Below are 16,928 nucleotides of genomic sequence, written 5' to 3' on the forward strand. Positions count from 1 at the left end.
ACTGCGCGAGTACGGAAGGCGGACCAGCGCCAGATCGGGGCAGGCGAGCCAGTTGCACGTGGTGCCGTTCCCCAGCGCGCAGTTCCCCGCGCCCCTGCGGGGCGCTACCCGGTGCGCGTCAGGCCTTCGAGGGCTCCAGGCGGCGCAGGGCGATCCGCCCCGGGCCGAGGGTGCGGCGGAGCCAGGGCCAGAGGGCGATGCCCGCCAGGAGGGCCGCCGGGTGGCCGATGCCCGTCACCAGGTCGGCGTCGTCGAGGAGTTGATGACCGATCAGACCCGCGGCGGCGGCCAGCGCGCACAGGCGCCCAGGGAGCGCGAGGAGACCGGCGAGCGCCCCGAGGGACGCCAACACGCCGTAGCTCACCCCGATGTCCAGGCCGTCGAGCGCCGCGCCGTCCAGCCGCCCGGCCGCGACGGCCACGAGCACCACCGCCTGCGAGAGCAGCGTCGCGAGGACGTGCCCGGCCGCGAACACCACCGCCGCCCGCCGCCCGCCGACGCGGCGTTCCAGCGGGGCCACGGTGACGGCGAAGGCCCAGAAGTAGGGCATCCAGACCGGCCCGGCCACCCAGGTGCCGCTCAGCAGCAGGGAGCCGACGGGATGGTGCAGCAGGTTGTGGGCGTCCGAACTGGAGAAGGCCTGGAGCCGGTCGACCACCGCCTGGTCGCCGAAGCGGGCGAACAGCGTGGTGGCCAGCAGCAGGGCGAGGTACCCCAGCGCGAAGGGGTTGCGGCGGGGCGCGGGGAGCGCGCTCCGCAGTCCGGTGCGCAGCCGTGACCGGAGATCAGCCATTCCGCCCTCCGGTCGACTCGTGCCACCATGTGACTTGTCGTGCTCACGGTACTTCGCAGAACGCCCACGGTACTTCCCCGTACTGGGAGCCTGCTGTGAATCCGCTGTGAACTCGGTTCGAACCCGGCGAGCCGCTGGTACGGACCAACCCTCCGCCTACGGACCAGTAGCGAACCCGCCCAGGAGTCTGCCATCCCTTCAACGGCATACGCACCGTTACGGGCGATATTTTCGGCGGGTAAGGTATCGCCCCGTGCCGCATCCCGGCCCCGGGGCGAGGCCGGTCAACAGGCCGGTTGTGCCCGGTTCACCTGCCGGGATGCTCGCGGTGTACGTACGCTGCGACCAGAGCGGAACGGGTGCGCGGACCACACCTGCGCACCCCTCCGGGACCCGTGACCTCGGCGGACGGTCCGGGTGATTTTCGGGCCCCGGCACGGGCCCGCGACGGAACACAAGACGACTACGAGCGGACCCCGCTGTCCCCACAGGCAGCCGGGCCGCAGCCCTGGGGGCGGTGGCGTGACCGTGACAGAGATTCAGCAGGAGACCAACAACAACAGCGCGGTGGGCACCCAGCGACGGGTGCTCGTCGTGGAGGACGAGCCCACCATCGCGGAGTCCATCGCGGCCCGGCTCGGAGCCGAGGGCTTCAAGGTCGCCGTGGCGCACGACGGCCCCGGCGCGGTGGACGGCTTCCACACCTGGCAGCCGGACCTGGTGGTGCTGGACGTGATGCTGCCCGGCTTCGACGGCCTGGAGGTCTGCCGTCGGATCCAGGCCCAACGCCCGGTCCCCGTCCTGATGCTGACGGCCCGGGACGACGAGACCGACCTGCTGGTCGGCCTCGGGGTCGGCGCCGACGACTACATGACGAAGCCGTTCTCGATGCGCGAACTGGCCGCCCGGGTCAACGTGCTGCTGCGCCGGGTCGAGCGGGCCCAGCAGGCCGCCCGGACGCCCGCGCTGGGCAGCCTGCGCTTCGGCGACCTGGAGATCGACCACGTGCAGCGCCGGGTCCGGATCGGCAGCGGCGACGTGCACCTGACGCCGACCGAGTTCGACCTGCTGGCCTGCCTGGCCGCCCAGCCGCGCGCGGTGCTCACCCGCGAGCAGCTGCTGGCCGAGGTCTGGGACTGGACCGACGCGTCCGGCACCCGCACCGTGGACAGCCACGTCAAGGCGCTGCGCCGGAAGATCGGCGCCAGCTGGATCCGCACCGTCCACGGCGTCGGGTACGCCCTGGAGGCACCGCTCTCCTGACCGGGAGACGGCAAGGCCGGGACCGGGGGGTCCTGGCTCCGCCGCACCCGTACCGGGCACGCGGGCACGACGCAGGGGCGACGCAGGGGCGAGATGACCTTCCCACAACAGCGCAAGCGCACGGCGCAGCACCACGACGCCGACCACCGGGGCCTGGCCAGCCGGGCCGCCAGCCGGCTCTGGGACGACGTACGTCCGCTGGACCCGGTCCGTTCCATCAAGGGCAAGCTCACCCTGCTGGTGATCGTCTCGGTCTTCCTGGCCAGCCTGATGGTGGTGGTCGCGATCCGGTCGGAGACCCAGATCCGGATCATCATGATCTTCTCGATGATCGCCTCCCTGCTCTTCATGCAGTTCCTGGCCCACGGCCTCACCGCCCCGCTGCGCGACATGACCGCGGCCGCCCGGGCGATGGCCGAGGGCGACTACAGCATCCGGGTCGAGGTGAACTCCCGGGACGAGATCGGCGAGCTCGCCACGACCTTCAACCGGATGGCCGGTGACCTGGAGGCGGCCGACCGCCACCGCAGGGAGCTGGTCGCGAACGTCTCGCACGAGCTGCGCACGCCGATCGCCGCCCTGCGCGCCGTGCTGGAGAACGTGGTGGACGGGGTGGTCAAGCCCGACCCGAGGACGCTGGGCGCCGCGCTGGAGCAGACCGAGCGGCTGGGCCGCCTGGTCACCCACCTGCTCGACCTCTCCAAGCTGGACGACGGGGTCGTCCCGCTGGACACCCGCCCCTTCGAGGTCAGCCCGTTCCTGGACGGGGTGCTGCGCGGGGTGACGGTGGACGGCGCCACCGCGGCCGGGGCGCACGGGCGGCGCGACGACGTCCACCTGGCGCTGGACGTCAGCCCGGCGGCGCTGACCGCCTGGGCCGACCCGGAGCGGCTGCACCAGGTGGTGGCCAACCTGGTGGACAACGCCTGCAAGCACTCCCCCGCCGGCGGCACGGTGACCGTCCGGGCCCGGGCCGGGGAGGAGCCCGGCGCGCTGGTGCTGGAGGTCGAGGACCAGGGCCCGGGCATCCCGGCGCAGGACCGCGACCGGGTCTTCGAGCGCTTCGGCCGCAGCGGCAGCGCCACCTCGCAGGGCCCCGGCTCGGACGGCGGCACCGGCCTGGGCCTGGCCATCGCCCGCTGGGCGGTCGACCTGCACGGCGGCCGGATCGGGGTCGCGGAGGCGGTCCGGGGCTGCCGGATCGTGGTCACCCTCCCCGGCGGGCCGGGGGCCGGCTCCGAGTTGTCACAGAACTGGGACATTGCCGCGGCGGGGACTGCGTCAGATCGGAACGCACCGCGCTGACCTGCGGTATTGTCCTGCTTCGAGGGGATTTCCACCTGATTGGGAGGCGATCGCTTCCCCGCTGTTGGAACTTTCTAACGCACACTTTCGGCCAAATATCCGGTCGGCACTGTGATCTGGGTGACGCCTGGCCCATGGGGACTGCGCGATCAGTGATCGTAGGCGTAGCCTTAATCCCCGCTGTCCACCATCCCAAAAGGAAGCGGAAGAGGGCGGTTTGCCCGTGTCGCCACACCCTGAAACCCCCGTCAGCTCGGCAAGCTCCACTGGCTTCGGCCCCAACGAGTGGCTCGTCGACGAGATCTACCAGCAGTACCTCCAGGATCCCAACTCGGTAGACCGAGCCTGGTGGGACTTTTTCGCCGACTACAAGCCCGGTACCGAGGTGACTCCAGTGACCCAGGCCGCGACCCAGGCCGGCCCCACGCCGACCGCCGTTGCCGCCCCTGCCCCTGCTGCCGCTCCGGCGGCGCCCGCACCCGCTGCACCGGCCACGCCGGTCCAGCCGGCGCCCGCGCCGCTCGCTGCAGCACCCGCCGCGCCGCCCGCGCCGAAGGCCGCCGCCCCGGCCCCCGCGCCCGCCGCCGACGGGACCGGCCCGGAGCTGGTCGTGCTGCGAGGCCCGTCCAAGGCCGTCGCCACGAACATGGACGCCTCGCTGGAGGTGCCGACCGCGACCTCGGTCCGCGCCGTCCCGGCGAAGTTGTTGATCGACAACCGCATCGTCATCAACAACCACCTGCAGCGCGCCCGTGGCGGCAAGGTCTCCTTCACCCACCTGATCGGCTACGCCCTGGTCCAGGCCGTCAAGGCCAACCCGGGCATGAACTACAGCTACAAGGTGGAGGACGGCAAGTCCTACCTGGTGAAGCCCGAGCACGTGAACCTGGGCCTCGCCATCGACCTGGTCAAGCCGAACGGTGACCGCCAGCTGGTGGTCGCGGCCATCAAGAAGGCCGAGACGCTCGACTTCCTGGGCTTCTGGATGGCCTACGAGGACATCGTCCGCCGGGCCCGCGCCAACAAGCTGACGATGGACGACTTCACCGGCGTCACCGTCTCGCTGACCAACCCCGGCGGCATCGGCACCGTGCACTCCGTGCCGCGCCTGATGCAGAACCAGGGCACCATCGTCGGCGTCGGCGCCATGGAGTACCCGGCCGAGTTCCAGGGCTCCGCCCCGGAGACGCTGGCCCGCCTCGGCGTCTCCAAGACGATGACGCTGACCTCCACCTACGACCACCGCGTCATCCAGGGCGCCGGTTCGGGTGAGTTCCTGCGGTCGATCCACCAGCTGCTGCTGGGCGGGAACGACTTCTACGACGAGGTCTTCGAGTCGCTGCGGATCCCGTACGAGCCGGTGCGCTGGGCGACCGACGTCGCCACCACGCACGACGACGAGGTCAACAAGACCGCGCGCGTCATCGAGCTGATCCACTCCTACCGGGTCCGCGGCCACCTGATGGCCGACACCGACCCGCTGGAGTACAAGCAGCGCAAGCACCCCGACCTGGACGTCACCACCCACGGCCTCACCCTGTGGGACCTGGAGCGCGAGTTCGCGGTCGGCGGCTTCGGCGGCCAGAAGATGATGAAGCTCCGCGACATCCTCGGCCTGCTGCGCAACACGTACTGCCGCACCGTCGGCATCGAGTACATGCACATCCAGGACCCGAAGCAGCGCAAGTGGCTGCAGGATCGCCTGGAGAAGCCGTACACCAAGCCGGAGCGCGAGGAGCAGCTGCGCATCCTGCGCCGGCTGAACTCGGCCGAGGCCTTCGAGACCTTCCTGCAGACCAAGTACGTCGGGCAGAAGCGGTTCTCGCTGGAGGGCGGCGAGTCGCTCATCCCGCTGCTGGACGCGACCATCGACGCGGCGGCCGAGCACCGCCTCGACGAGGCCGTCATCGGCATGGCCCACCGCGGCCGCCTGAACGTGCTGGCCAACATCGTCGGCAAGCCGTACGGCAAGATCTTCGGCGAGTTCGAGGGCAACCTCGACCCGAAGTCGATGCACGGCTCCGGCGACGTCAAGTACCACCTGGGCTCCGAGGGCACCTTCACCGGCCTGGACGGCGAGACCATCAAGGTCTCGCTCGCCGCGAACCCCTCCCACCTGGAGGCGGTCGACCCGGTCGTCGAGGGCATCGTCCGCGCCAAGCAGGACGTGCTGGACCAGGGCGGCACCACCTTCCCGGTGCTGCCGATCCAGATCCACGGCGACGCGGCCTTCGCCGGCCAGGGCGTGGTCGCGGAGACGCTGAACATGTCGCAGCTGCGCGGCTACCGCACCGGTGGCACCATCCACCTGGTGGTCAACAACCAGGTCGGCTTCACCGCCGCCCCGGCCAGCAGCCGCTCGTCGATGTACTGCACCGACGTCGCGCGGATGATCGAGGCCCCGATCTTCCACGTGAACGGCGACGACCCGGAGGCCGTGGTCCGCGTCGCGCGGCTCGCCTTCGAGTTCCGTCAGGAGTTCCACAAGGACGTCGTCATCGACCTCATCTGCTACCGCCGCCGCGGTCACAACGAGGCCGACAACCCGTCGTTCACCCAGCCGCTGATGTACGACCTGATCGACAAGAAGCGCTCGGTGCGCAAGCTCTACACCGAGGGTCTGATCGGTCGCGGCGACATCACCATGGAAGAGGCGGAGCAGGCGCTCCAGGACTTCCAGGGCCAGCTGGAGAAGGTCTTCGCCGAGGTCCGCGACGCCGCGGGCGCCCAGGCGAGCACCACCAACGGCAAGCCGGTCGCGGACTTCCCGGTCAACATCCAGACCGGCATCTCCGAGGAGATGGTCAAGCGGATCGCCGCCTCGCAGGTCAACCTGCCGGAGTGGCTGACCGTCCACCCGCGTCTGTTCCCGCAGCTGCAGCGCCGCGCCGCCTCGGTCGAGGACAACACCATCGACTGGGCGATGGGCGAGACCCTCGCCATCGGCTCGCTGCTGATGGAGGGTCACCCCGTCCGCCTGGCCGGCCAGGACTCGCGCCGCGGCACCTTCGGCCAGCGCCACGCGGTGCTGATCGACCGGAACACCGGCGAGGACTACACCCCGCTGCTGTACCTGACGGAGGACCAGGCCCGCTACACCGTCTACGACTCGCTGCTCAGCGAGTACGCGGCGATGGGCTTCGAGTACGGCTACTCCCTCACCCGGCCGAACGCGCTGGTGATGTGGGAGGCGCAGTTCGGTGACTTCGTCAACGGCGCGCAGACCATGGTCGACGAGTACATCGCCTCGGCCGAGCAGAAGTGGGGCCAGCACTCCGGCGTCACCCTGCTGCTGCCGCACGGCTACGAGGGCCAGGGCCCGGACCACTCGTCCGCCCGCCCGGAGCGCTTCCTCCAGATGTGCGCGCAGGACAACATGACGGTCGCGATGCCGACCCTGCCGTCGAACTACTTCCACCTGCTCCGCTGGCAGGCGCACAACCCGCACCACAAGCCGCTCATCGTCTTCACCCCGAAGTCGATGCTGCGTCTGAAGGCCGCGGCGTCCGCCACCAGCGAGTTCCTCAGCGGCTCGTTCCGCCCGGTCATCGGTGACACCACCGTCGACCCGGCCAACGTCCGCAAGGTGGTCATCACGGCGGGCAAGTTCTACTACGACATCGAGGCCGCCCGGGCCGAGCGCGGGGTCACCGACACCGCCATCGTCCGGGTGGAGCGGCTCTACCCGCTCCCGGTCGCCGAGCTCCAGGAGGAGCTGGCCCGCTACGGCGACGACGTCCAGTTCATCTGGGCCCAGGAGGAGCCGGCCAACCAGGGCGCGTGGCCGTTCATCGCCATGAACCTGGTCGACCACCTCCAGGTCGTCATCGGCCGCTCCGCGGGCGCCGCCCGCCTGCGCCGGGTCGCCCGCAACGCGTCCTCCGCCCCGGCGGTCGGCTCGGCCAAGCGGCACGCCGCCGAGCAGCAGGGGCTGCTGGAGGAGATCTTCACCATCTGACCCCGCGTCAGCAGCAGGGCCCGAGGGCCCCGTCCACCGCTCCGGCGGCGGGCGGGGCCCTCGGCCGTGCGGTCAGAGGGCGATGTCGTGGATGTCCTTGCCCCCGACGAACATCCGCTCGTGGTCGGAGGCGAAGTAGCTGCCGAGGTCCGCGTCCCGGATCCGGAACCCGCGCACGCCGTGCGGGTCCCGCCCGAACGCGCAGTAGACCACCTGGTCGTCGATCACCGCGATGCTCAGCGCCTCGCTGGTGCCCCGTCCGCCGCCGTTCTCCACCACCTTGAGCACGTACCGGCTCCGCCCCAGCCGGTCCACGGCGTCCCGCTGCCCGGCGGCCCAGGCCCGCAGGCCGGCGGTCCGCGGCGGCACCATGATCCGGAGCAGCTGGCGCCCCTCCCCGCCGCCGGCCCAGCGGACGCAGGCGTCGAAGTACTCCTCGGCCACCGGACCGAGCCGGGCCGGCGGCTCGTTCCGCAGGTAGCTGGCCCGCACCGTGCGCTGGGCCTGCTCGACCTCGGCCCGCAGCGCCCGGTAGAACTCCGCGTAGTTGCGGTAGACGGTCAGCTCGGCGTGCCCGTTCAGCCTCGCCTCCAGGGCCGCCGCGGTGGCCCGCTGACGGATCGCCATCGCCTCCTGGCCCAGCAGGATGCCGGTGACCCCGGCCAGCACGACGGTCAGTGTCCACCGCTCCATGCCGGCCGCGTCACCGACCAGGTTGAAGACCAGCACCACCAGCGTGGCCAGCAGCGACCCGGCCAGCAGGATCCGCTCCAGCCACGCCGTCCAACGACTCGCCATCCCGTTCCCCCCCTTCTCGCGCCCGGGCGGGCGCCCCCGCATTCACTCTCGTCCGCCCGCCCCCGCGCAAGACCCGACTCCCCTGGCGTTGCCCCGAGTTGAAGCACTCGGGGCGCATCCGCACCACCGCCTCCGGGGCCCGCGGGGACGGGCGACTATCCTGGCCGGGTCACACCACGAGCGACCGGAGCAGAGCGTGTACTTCACCGACCGAGGCATCGAGGAGCTGCAGAGCCGTCGCGGCGAGGAGGAGGTCAGCTTCGAGTGGCTGGCCGACCGGCTGCGCGAGTTCGTCGACCTCAACCCGGACTTCGAGGTCCCGGTCGAGCGGCTGGCCACCTGGCTGGCCCGGCTCGACGACGAGGACGAGGACTGACCCGCGGGTCTCCAGCGGGACCCCTTACGGGCCCGGACGGCTGCGGCCGTCCGGGCCCGTACTGCTTCCTCGGGGTGAACCCTGAGAGACCCCCGAGACCTGTTCCGGCCTCCTTGACTTCGCCTCCACGCGATATATCGTGTTATTCGAGGGGGACGCGATACATCGCGTATCCGACTACGGGAGGCGGGACGGAACCATGGGCAAGTGGACGGTCGAGGGGCCGGAGAAGATCAGCTTCGAGGAGCCGGTGAACGTGCTCCAGGTCCGGGTGGTGGCCGGTGCGGTGAACGTGGTCGCCGCCGAGGGCCCGGCCCGGCTGGAGGTCACCGAGCTGGAGGGTGACCCGCTGCTGGTCTCCCTGGAGGACGGCGTCCTCACGGTCACCTACAAGGACCTCTCCTGGAGCGAGCTCTCGGACTCGGCCAAGTCGGTCGAGAAGGTGAAGAGCTTCTTCGAGGGCCTGCGCCGCAAGCGCCGCGCGGTGGTCTCGCTGACCGTCCCGGCCGCCGCCGAGGTCAAGGTCGGCTCGGTCTCCGCCGACACCACCGTCTCCGGGGTGGCCGGCCGGGTGAGCGTGCAGGGCGCGAACGGCGAGACCACCCTGGTCGGCCTCAGCGGCCGGGCCGACGTGAACTCGGTGACCGGTGACGTGAACGCCCAGGCGGTGGCCGGCGAGCTCAAGGTCCACACCGTCTCCGGGCACCTCACCGTGGTGGCCGGCAGCGGCGAGAAGCTGCACGCCAAGTCGGTCAGCGGCTCCGTCACCCTGGACCTGGACGCCACCACCCCGACCGACCTGCACGTGGCCACGGTCAGCGGCCCGGTCGCCGTCCGGCTGCCCTCGCAGGCCGACACCAAGGTGGAGGCCGGCTCCACCGGCGGCGAACTCTCCAGCACCTTCGAGGAGTTGACCATCGGCGGGAGCTGGGGCACCCGCAAGCTCTCCGGCCAGCTGGGCTCCGGCACCGGCCGGCTCCAGGTGAACACCGTCTCCGGCGCGGTCACCGTGGTGCGCCGCCCCGAGACCGAGGAGGGCCAGGTGCGCTTCACCAAGGAGCTGCCCGCCGCCCCCGCCGACGCCCCCGCCGACGCCCCGGCCACCGACGAGACCCCTCGGGAGAGCTGACATGACCCCCGTCTTCGGCCACGGCCGCCTGCGCCTGTACCTGCTCAAGCTGCTGGACGAGTCCCCGCGCCACGGCTACGAGGTGATCCGCCTGCTGGAGGAGCGCTTCCAGGGCCTGTACGCGCCCTCGGCCGGCACCGTCTACCCCCGGCTCGCCAAGCTGGAGCAGGAGGGCCTGGTCACCCAGAGCACCGAAGGGGGCCGCAAGGTCTACCGGCTGACCGAGGCCGGGCGCACCGAGCTGGCGGCCCGTCAGGCCGAGCTGGCCGAGCTGGAGGTGGAGATCCGGGACTCGGTGGCGCAGCTCGCCGGGGCGATCCGCGAGGACGTCCGGGACACCGCCAAGGACCTCCGCGAGGAGATCTGGGGCGCGGCCAAGGGCGCCCCGAAGTCCGAGGACACCGCCGGGGCGGCCCCGGGCGCCGACCCGTGGGCCGGGCCCTGGGGCGAGAAGGAGTCCTGGCAGCGCGCCAAGCAGGAGTTCGCCCAGTTCAAGGCGGAGGCCAAGGAGCAGGCCAAGCGCGCCAAGGAGCAGGAGCGGACCGCCAAGCAGCAGGCCAAGGCCGCCGAGGCGGAGGCCCGCCGGCTGCGCGAGGAGGCCAAGGCCTCCCGGACGGCCGCCCAGCAGGAGGCGCTGCGGATCAAGCGCCGGGTCGAGCAGCACGTCAAGGAGGCCGCCTCGCGCGGCGACTGGTCCACCGGTCTGTCCGAGGGCCTGGCCGAGATCACCCGCTCGCTCTCCGGCCTGGCCGATGCCGCCAAGTGGGGCGCCGGCTCCGTCGCCGAGGACATCAAGGTCTCCCGGGTCGACTTCGAGAAGGACCGGGGCACGGAGAACGACCGGGGTGCCGAGAAGCCCGTCGACCTCCCCGGCTGGGCGGTCACCGACCCGGCCGGCGATCCGGCCCGCGAGCTGGAGCGGCTGCTGGACCGCTTCCGCGACCAAGTCCGCGACGCCGCCCGCGACCACGGCGTCACCCGGGCCGGCCTCGCCGAGGCCCAGGCCACCCTGGCGGCCGCCGCCGAACGGCTGCGCCGCCCCCGGGGCTGATGCCCCGTCACCCCGCCCGGGCCGCCCTCGGGCCGCCCGGAGGGCGGTCAGGGGCGCGGGGAACTGCGCGAGACGGAAGAACAAGACCCGTGTGCCGGGTACGGAGCCCCACTTGCAAGTGAGTGTCCGTACCCGGCATACGGGTCGTCGCGTTCCCCTTCGCGCAGTTCCTCGCGCCCCTGACCGCCCTCCGGGCGGTCCGAGGGCGGCCGGGGCGTCAGGGTTCGAGGACGAGCTTGCCGAAGACGTCGCCCTTGGCCAGCCGGGCGAAGGCGTCCCGGGCCTCGGTGAGCGGCAGCACGGTGTCGACCACCGGCCGTACCCCGGAGGTGGCGCAGAGCGCGAGCAGCGCCGCCAGCTCCTCCTTGGTGCCCATGGTGGAGCCCTGGACGTTGAGCTCCAGGAAGAAGATCCGGTTCAGCTCGGCGGCCTTCGGGCTGGGGCCGGAGGTGGCGCCGGAGATGACGATCGAGCCGCCCGGCTTCAGCGACTTGACGGAGTGTGACCAGGTCGCGGCGCCGACGGTCTCCATCACCGCGTCCACCCGCTCGGGCAGCCGGGCGCCGCTCTCGAAGGCGGCGTCGGCCCCGAGCTCCACCGCCCGGGCCCGCTTGGCCTCGTCCCGGCCGGTGACCCAGACCCGCAGGCCAGCCGCCTTGGCGAGCACGATCAGCGCGGTGGCCACGCCGCCGCCGGCGCCCTGCACCAGCACGGTCTGGCCGGGCTTGGCGGCGGCCTTGGTGAAGAGCATCCGGTACGCGGTCAGCCAGGCGGTGGGCAGGCAGGCGGCCTCCGCGAAGGAGAGCTCGGCGGGCTTGGGCAGCAGGTTCCAGGTCGGGACGGCGACCCGCTGGGCGAAGGTGCCCTGGTACTTCTCGGTGAGGATGGTGCGCGGCTCGTCCGGACCCACCCCGTGGCCGCTCTGGCCGATCACCGAGTGGATGACCACCTCGTTGCCGTGCTCGTCGACGCCGGCGGCGTCGCAGCCGAGGATCATCGGCAGCCGCTCGGCGGGCAGGCCCACCCCGCGCAACGACCACAGGTCGTGGTGGTTGAGGGTGGCGGCCCTGACCGTCACCACGCTCCAGCCGGGCCGGGCCTCGGGCTCCGGGAGCTCGCCCAGCTCCAGTGCGCTGAGCGGGTCGTCGGCGTCGATGCGGGCTGCGTAGGCGGCGAACATGGACCGGACACTAGCGGCGAACGCCCACCAACGGGAACGGGGCGCGGGTGTGACGGCGGTAACCGTCACACCCACGCCCCGTGGGTGCCATGGGGTCGGACGTCGCGTCAGATCCGAGCGACGCCCTCGCGGCGGGCGGCCTCGGCCACCGCCTTGGTGACGGCCGGGGCGACCCGCGGGTCGAACGGCGAGGGGATGACCCGCTGCGGGGTCAGCTCGTCGGCGACCACGGCGGCCAGCGCCTCGGCGGCGGCCAGCTTCATGCCCTCGGTGATCCGGGTGGCCCGGACCTGGAGCGCACCGGCGAAGATGCCGGGGAAGGCCAGCACGTTGTTGATCTGGTTCGGGAAGTCCGAGCGGCCGGTGGCGACCACGGCGGCGTAGCGGTGGGCGACCTCGGGGTGGATCTCCGGGGTGGGGTTGGCCATCGCGAAGACGAAGCAGCCCTCGGCCATGGTGGCCACGACGTCCTCGGGGACGGTGCCGCCGGAGACGCCGATGAAGACGTCGGCGCCGGCCAGCGCGTCGGCCAGCGAGCCCTTCAGGCCGGTGCGGTTGCTGAGGGCGGCGATCTCGGCCTTGACGTCGGTCAGGTCGCCCCGGCCGTCGTACACCACGCCCTTGCGGTCGCAGACCGCGACGTCGCCGATCCCGGCGGCCAGCAGCATCTTGGCGATGGCGATGCCGGCCGCGCCCGCGCCGGAGATGACGGCGCGGAGCGAGCCGATCTCACGGCCCGTCACCTTGGCGGCGTTCCAGAGCGCGGCGGTGGTGACGATCGCGGTGCCGTGCTGGTCGTCGTGGAAGATCGGGATGTCCAGGGCCTCCTGGAGCCGCTTCTCGATCTCGAAGCAGCGCGGGGCGGAGATGTCCTCCAGGTTGACGCCGCCGAAGGACGGGGCGAGCCGCACCACGGTCTCGACGATCTCGTCGACCTCGGTGCAGGCGAGCGCGATCGGCACCGCGTCCACGCCGCCGAACTGCTTGAACAGGATGGCCTTGCCCTCCATCACGGGCAGCGAGGCCTCCGGGCCGATGTCGCCCAGGCCGAGCACGGCGGTGCCGTCGGTGACGACGGCGACCACGTTGGACTTCCAGGTGTAGTCGTTGACCAGCTCGGGCTGCTCGGCGATGGCCGTGCAGACCTTGGCGACACCGGGGGTGTAGGCGAGGGACAGGTCGTCCGCATCGCGCACCGGCACCGTCGCCCGGACCTCCATCTTGCCGCCCCGGTGGAGCGCGAAAACGGCGTCGACCGGGTCGTCGGTCTCAGTGCTGGTGTGGATGATCTCCGCTGCCACGATGACCTCTTCGTCATTTGTTCAGCGAGAGCGCGCACACCGACGGGCCGAGACCCGCTCGGGCCTCCCGGACGGGATGCCGAAAAACCCGGGCCGCCTGAGCGGACCCGGACGAGGGGTCGGGGCGCTGCAGTCGGGCGGCGCCCTCGAATGAGGGTTTTATGGGTGTCTCTGCGGTTGTGCTTCCGGTCTGCCCTGGCCGGTTCCGGTGGGTACCGGATCACGACCCTAGGCCGGACAGAGGCATCGCACCTATGCCTTTTTGTCCTTTTCACGCGGACGTCATCCGCAGGTCGGGCAGTTGACGACCGCCGGTTTCGGAAGTACCGACGGCCCTGCTCCGACTGCGCACGATCGTGCACGCACACCCGCAGGATCGAACACCAGGCACGGAGGGGAGCTGGCGCCTCGAATCCGGAGTCTGCGTACCCGACTTCCGGTTCTGCGCGCCCCGGGTCTGTCGCGACCCGGCGGCCTGGGGTTCTGATCGGGGGTCACCCGATACCCGATTCTGACACATCCGAGACCCGCCCCGGCAGGGCGGGATGCCACACTCCGGACACCCGGCTCCAGTCGGGACTGCACAACCTCTCCCACAGGAGGAGCAGCACCCTCATGCAGCGCAATTCCCCCATATTCCGTCATATCGCCCGCACCACCGCCCCGTTGGCCGCCGCCTCCGTCCTGCTGGCCGGCTGCGGTGCCGGGTCCGCGGCGAAGGGCCCGTCCGAGGACCCGCGCTCGATGCTCCCGGCCGCCGTCCGCGAGGCCGGCGTGCTCCGGGTCGGCTCCGACCTCAACTACGCCCCGGTGGAGTTCAAGGACCCGAACGGCCAGGCCACCGGCCTCGACCCGGAGATCGCCGAGGCGATCGGCCGGCAGCTGGGCCTGCGGGTCGAGTTCGTCGACACGCCCTTCGAGAAGCTCGTCCCCGGGCTGTACGCCAAGCAGTACGACGTCGTGATGTCCGCGCTCAGCGACAACCGGCAGCGCCGCGAGGGCACCGACGACAACGGCACCCAGGTGGGTCCCGGGGTGGACTTCGTCGACTACTTCATCGCCGGGACCTCGATCCTGGTGAAGAAGGGCAACCCGAAGGGCATCAAGTCCATCGACGACCTCTGCGGCCACCCGGTCGCGCTCCAGCGCGGCACCACCCAGGACGCGATCGTCGCCCGGCAGACCACGGCCTGCACCAAGGCGGGAAAGCCCCTCACGGTCAAGCTCTTCGACACCGACGACCAGGCACTGGCCGAGGTGCGGGCCGGCCGTGCGGTGGCCGACCTGAACGACTTCCCGGTGGCCGCGTACGTGGCCCAGCAGCAGGACGGCGGAAAGACCTTCGAGGTGGCCAGCGCCCAGATCCAGCCCGGCCCCTACGGGATCGCGCTGGCGAAGGACAACACCGCGCTGCGCGACGCGCTGGCCAAGGCACTCGACCGGGTGATCCGCGGCGGCGAGTACGACAAGATCCTCGCCAAGTGGAACGTCTCGGCCGGCGCCGCGCAGAACGCCGTGGTCAACGGCGGGTTCTGACGCTCCGGAGCCTTCCGGTCCGCATACTTATACGCGGAGTGACAGGGGCGCGGTATTCGTCCGGATAGCGGACGCTCTGCCCCCTCGTTATCCGATTTTGATCTGAATAGTGGTCCGTTACCGAATGCCTGGTGGCAGGATTCCCACCAACTCGGATCGCTACAGCCCACCTCGGCGGAGGGTGGCGTCAGCCCCGGCCCCCCGTGTACGCCGCTCCGCGGCGCGCTCCGCCCAGCCTCTCCCACAGGAGGAGACTCCCCCCATGACCGTCCGTAACCCGCGTACCCGCGTCCTCGCCGCCGGTGCCCTGCTCGCGACCGCCTCGCTGGTGCTCACCGCCTGCGGCAGCGACAGCAGCTCCTCCGGCGGGTCCGCGAGCCCGACCGCCTCCGTCAAGGCGGTCACCGCCGACGCCGCGCTGGCCGCGCTCGTCCCGGCCGACGTCAAGAGCTCCGGCAAGCTCGTGGTCGCGGCGGACGCCTCGTACGCCCCGAACGAGTTCAAGGACGACAAGGGCACCATCGTCGGCATGGACGTCGACCTGGCGAACGCGATCGCACAGAAGCTCGGCCTCACCGCGGACGTGCAGAACTCCCCGTTCACCGCGATCATCCCGGGCATCGCGGCGAACAAGTTCCAGCTCGGCATGAGCTCCTTCACGGACACCAAGGAGCGCGAGGCGACCGTCGACATGGTCACCTACTTCACCGCCGGCACCAGCGCCGCGGTGAAGAAGGGCAACCCGGAGAAGGTCACCGCGGACGACTACTGCGGCAAGAAGGTCGCGGTGCAGACCGGCACCACCCAGGCCGACGCGATCAAGGACACCATCAACCCGGCCTGCGCCAAGGCGGGCAAGCCCACCGTCCCGGGCGACGGCGACAAGTTCGACCTCCAGACGGACGTCACCAACGCGCTGGTCTCCGGCCGCGACCAGGTCATGCTGGCCGACTCCCCGGTCATCGACTACGCGATCAAGCAGACCAACGGCCAGCTGGAGAAGCTCGGCGGCACCACCGACTCCGCCCCCTACGGCATCGTGATCGCCAAGGGCTCCGCCCTCACCAAGGCGGTGCACGGCGCGGTCGAGGCGCTGATCGCGGACGGCACCTACAAGTCGATCCTCTCCAAGTGGGGCGTCGAGGCCGGCGCGATCGACAAGTCCGTGGTGAACGGCGCCGCAAGCTGACCTCCGGTCAGACCTGACTCCCCGAAGGTCCTTTCGTGAACTCTTCAGACCAAGGGGTGGTGAAGCAGCCGGCACGGCCCGAGAACATCAAGGCCGTGCCGGTCCGCCACCCCGGACGCTGGGCCGGAGCAGCGGTCATCACGGTCCTCGCCGCGATGCTGGTCCACGCCCTGTTCCAGAACAAGGCATTCCAGTGGAATGTCTTCTCCAAGTACTTCTTCGACTCCAGCGTGCTGCACGGCCTCGTCGTGACGCTGGAGCTGACCGCCCTGGCCATGGTGATGGGCCTGGTCGGCGGCATCCTGCTGGCGGTCATGCGGCTCTCCCCCAACCCGCTGCTGTCCGGCACCGCCTGGCTGTACATCTGGTTCTTCCGCGGCACCCCGGTGCTGGTACAGCTGGTCATCTGGTTCAACCTCGGCGCGCTCTGGCCGCGGCTGTCGATCGGCGTGCCGTTCGGCCCGGCCTTCTGGTCGGGCAGCACCAACGACCTGGTCCCGGTCTTCGTCGCGGCCCTGCTGGGCCTCGGCCTGAACGAGGCCGCCTACATGGCGGAGATCGTCCGCGGCGGCATCCAGTCGGTGGACGAGGGCCAGGCCGAGGCAGCGCACGCGCTCGGCATGAGCCGCTTCGCCACCATGCGGCGGATCGTGCTGCCGCAGGCCATGCGGGTGATCATCCCGCCGACCGGCAACGAGACCATCTCGATGCTGAAGACCACCTCGCTGGTCTCGGTGATCGCGCTGGAGGAGCTCTTCCGGGCCGGGCAGAACATCTCCTCCCGGACCTTCCAGGTCATCCCGCTGCTGATAGTGGTCAGCGTCTGGTACCTGCTGCTCACCTCGCTGCTGACGGTCGGTCAGTACTACATCGAGCGGCACTACGCCCGGGGCGCCAACCGCGCCCTGCCGCCCACCCCGCTGCAGCGGATGCGGGGCCTGTTCCAGGGCCGCAACGTGCCGCCCGCCCCGCCGAACGTGGCAGCGGCCGGCACCGGCGGCAGCGCCTCCGGCGCCGGCGGAATGGGAGGCATCGGATGACCGAGCTCA

General features: G+C 71.3%; 13 protein-coding genes. 9 read left to right on the top strand and 4 right to left on the bottom strand.

What is annotated here, in order from left to right; translation table 11 throughout:
- Nucleotides 1-118: 118 nt before the first annotated feature.
- A complete protein-coding gene (locus ACZ6ZR_RS20750) occupies nucleotides 119-793 on the bottom strand; it encodes a rhomboid-like protein (protein WP_465644296.1) in 675 nt (224 codons plus the stop codon).
- A 528-nt stretch (nucleotides 794-1,321) separates the two neighbouring features.
- Between ACZ6ZR_RS20750 and ACZ6ZR_RS20755 the strand changes: the two genes are divergently transcribed.
- The 3 genes from ACZ6ZR_RS20755 to ACZ6ZR_RS20765 all read left to right on the top strand — a co-directional run bounded on the left by ACZ6ZR_RS20755 (nucleotide 1,322) and on the right by ACZ6ZR_RS20765 (nucleotide 7,319).
- Nucleotides 1,322-2,056, top strand: a complete 735-nt coding sequence (locus ACZ6ZR_RS20755) for a response regulator transcription factor (RefSeq protein ID WP_396297060.1) — start codon at nucleotides 1,322-1,324, stop codon at nucleotides 2,054-2,056.
- Between the two features lie 93 nt (nucleotides 2,057-2,149).
- Nucleotides 2,150-3,361 carry a sensor histidine kinase gene (locus ACZ6ZR_RS20760; RefSeq protein ID WP_465644298.1) on the top strand — a complete coding sequence of 404 codons (1,212 nt, stop codon included), beginning with the start codon at nucleotides 2,150-2,152 and terminating at the stop codon, nucleotides 3,359-3,361.
- 223 nt (nucleotides 3,362-3,584) lie between these two features.
- Nucleotides 3,585-7,319: a multifunctional oxoglutarate decarboxylase/oxoglutarate dehydrogenase thiamine pyrophosphate-binding subunit/dihydrolipoyllysine-residue succinyltransferase subunit gene (locus ACZ6ZR_RS20765; protein ID WP_465644299.1), complete on the top strand. Its 3,735-nt coding sequence runs from the start codon at nucleotides 3,585-3,587 to the stop codon at nucleotides 7,317-7,319.
- A 72-nt stretch (nucleotides 7,320-7,391) separates the two neighbouring features.
- Here the strand turns inward: ACZ6ZR_RS20765 and ACZ6ZR_RS20770 are convergent, their stop codons facing one another.
- Complete coding sequence (locus ACZ6ZR_RS20770; protein ID WP_465644300.1) at nucleotides 7,392-8,117, bottom strand: hypothetical protein; 726 nt, start codon at nucleotides 8,115-8,117, stop codon at nucleotides 7,392-7,394.
- Between the two features lie 196 nt (nucleotides 8,118-8,313).
- Here ACZ6ZR_RS20770 and ACZ6ZR_RS20775 point away from each other — a divergent pair, with 196 nt between their 5' ends.
- From ACZ6ZR_RS20775 to ACZ6ZR_RS20785, 3 genes are all read left to right on the top strand, one after another.
- Nucleotides 8,314-8,493 carry a DUF6104 family protein gene (locus tag ACZ6ZR_RS20775; RefSeq protein ID WP_465644302.1) on the top strand — a complete coding sequence of 60 codons (180 nt, stop codon included), beginning with the start codon at nucleotides 8,314-8,316 and terminating at the stop codon, nucleotides 8,491-8,493.
- Nucleotides 8,494-8,692: 199 nt separating this feature from the next.
- Nucleotides 8,693-9,622: a DUF4097 family beta strand repeat-containing protein gene (locus ACZ6ZR_RS20780; RefSeq protein WP_465644303.1), complete on the top strand. Its 930-nt coding sequence runs from the start codon at nucleotides 8,693-8,695 to the stop codon at nucleotides 9,620-9,622.
- Between the two features lies 1 nt (nucleotide 9,623).
- Nucleotides 9,624-10,673 (top strand): PadR family transcriptional regulator, encoded by a 1,050-nt coding sequence (locus tag ACZ6ZR_RS20785; protein ID WP_465644305.1) that lies wholly within the window; start codon nucleotides 9,624-9,626, stop codon nucleotides 10,671-10,673.
- A 217-nt stretch (nucleotides 10,674-10,890) separates the two neighbouring features.
- On the opposite strand, the gene ACZ6ZR_RS20790 is transcribed toward ACZ6ZR_RS20785, so the two are convergent.
- Both ACZ6ZR_RS20790 and ACZ6ZR_RS20795 read right to left on the bottom strand, forming a co-directional pair.
- The gene (locus tag ACZ6ZR_RS20790) at nucleotides 10,891-11,853 is read right to left on the bottom strand and encodes a zinc-binding dehydrogenase (RefSeq protein WP_465644306.1); all 963 of its coding nucleotides are present in this window, start codon (nucleotides 11,851-11,853) and stop codon (nucleotides 10,891-10,893) included.
- A 107-nt stretch (nucleotides 11,854-11,960) separates the two neighbouring features.
- Complete coding sequence (locus ACZ6ZR_RS20795) at nucleotides 11,961-13,154, bottom strand: NAD(P)-dependent malic enzyme (protein WP_465644308.1); 1,194 nt, start codon at nucleotides 13,152-13,154, stop codon at nucleotides 11,961-11,963.
- Between the two features lie 615 nt (nucleotides 13,155-13,769).
- On the opposite strand from ACZ6ZR_RS20795, the gene ACZ6ZR_RS20800 reads away from it, so the two are divergent.
- The 3 genes from ACZ6ZR_RS20800 (at nucleotide 13,770) to ACZ6ZR_RS20810 (ending at nucleotide 16,919) form a co-directional block, all read left to right on the top strand.
- Nucleotides 13,770-14,690 (top strand): ABC transporter substrate-binding protein, encoded by a 921-nt coding sequence (locus ACZ6ZR_RS20800; RefSeq protein WP_465644309.1) that lies wholly within the window; start codon nucleotides 13,770-13,772, stop codon nucleotides 14,688-14,690.
- A 262-nt stretch (nucleotides 14,691-14,952) separates the two neighbouring features.
- Complete coding sequence (locus tag ACZ6ZR_RS20805) at nucleotides 14,953-15,879, top strand: ABC transporter substrate-binding protein (RefSeq protein WP_465644310.1); 927 nt, start codon at nucleotides 14,953-14,955, stop codon at nucleotides 15,877-15,879.
- Between the two features lie 59 nt (nucleotides 15,880-15,938).
- Nucleotides 15,939-16,919, top strand: a complete 981-nt coding sequence (locus ACZ6ZR_RS20810; RefSeq protein ID WP_465644312.1) for an amino acid ABC transporter permease — start codon at nucleotides 15,939-15,941, stop codon at nucleotides 16,917-16,919.
- The last annotated feature ends 9 nt before the right edge of the window (nucleotides 16,920-16,928 follow it).

The sequence above is a fragment of the Kitasatospora sp. NPDC088742 genome, from assembly GCF_055584905.1.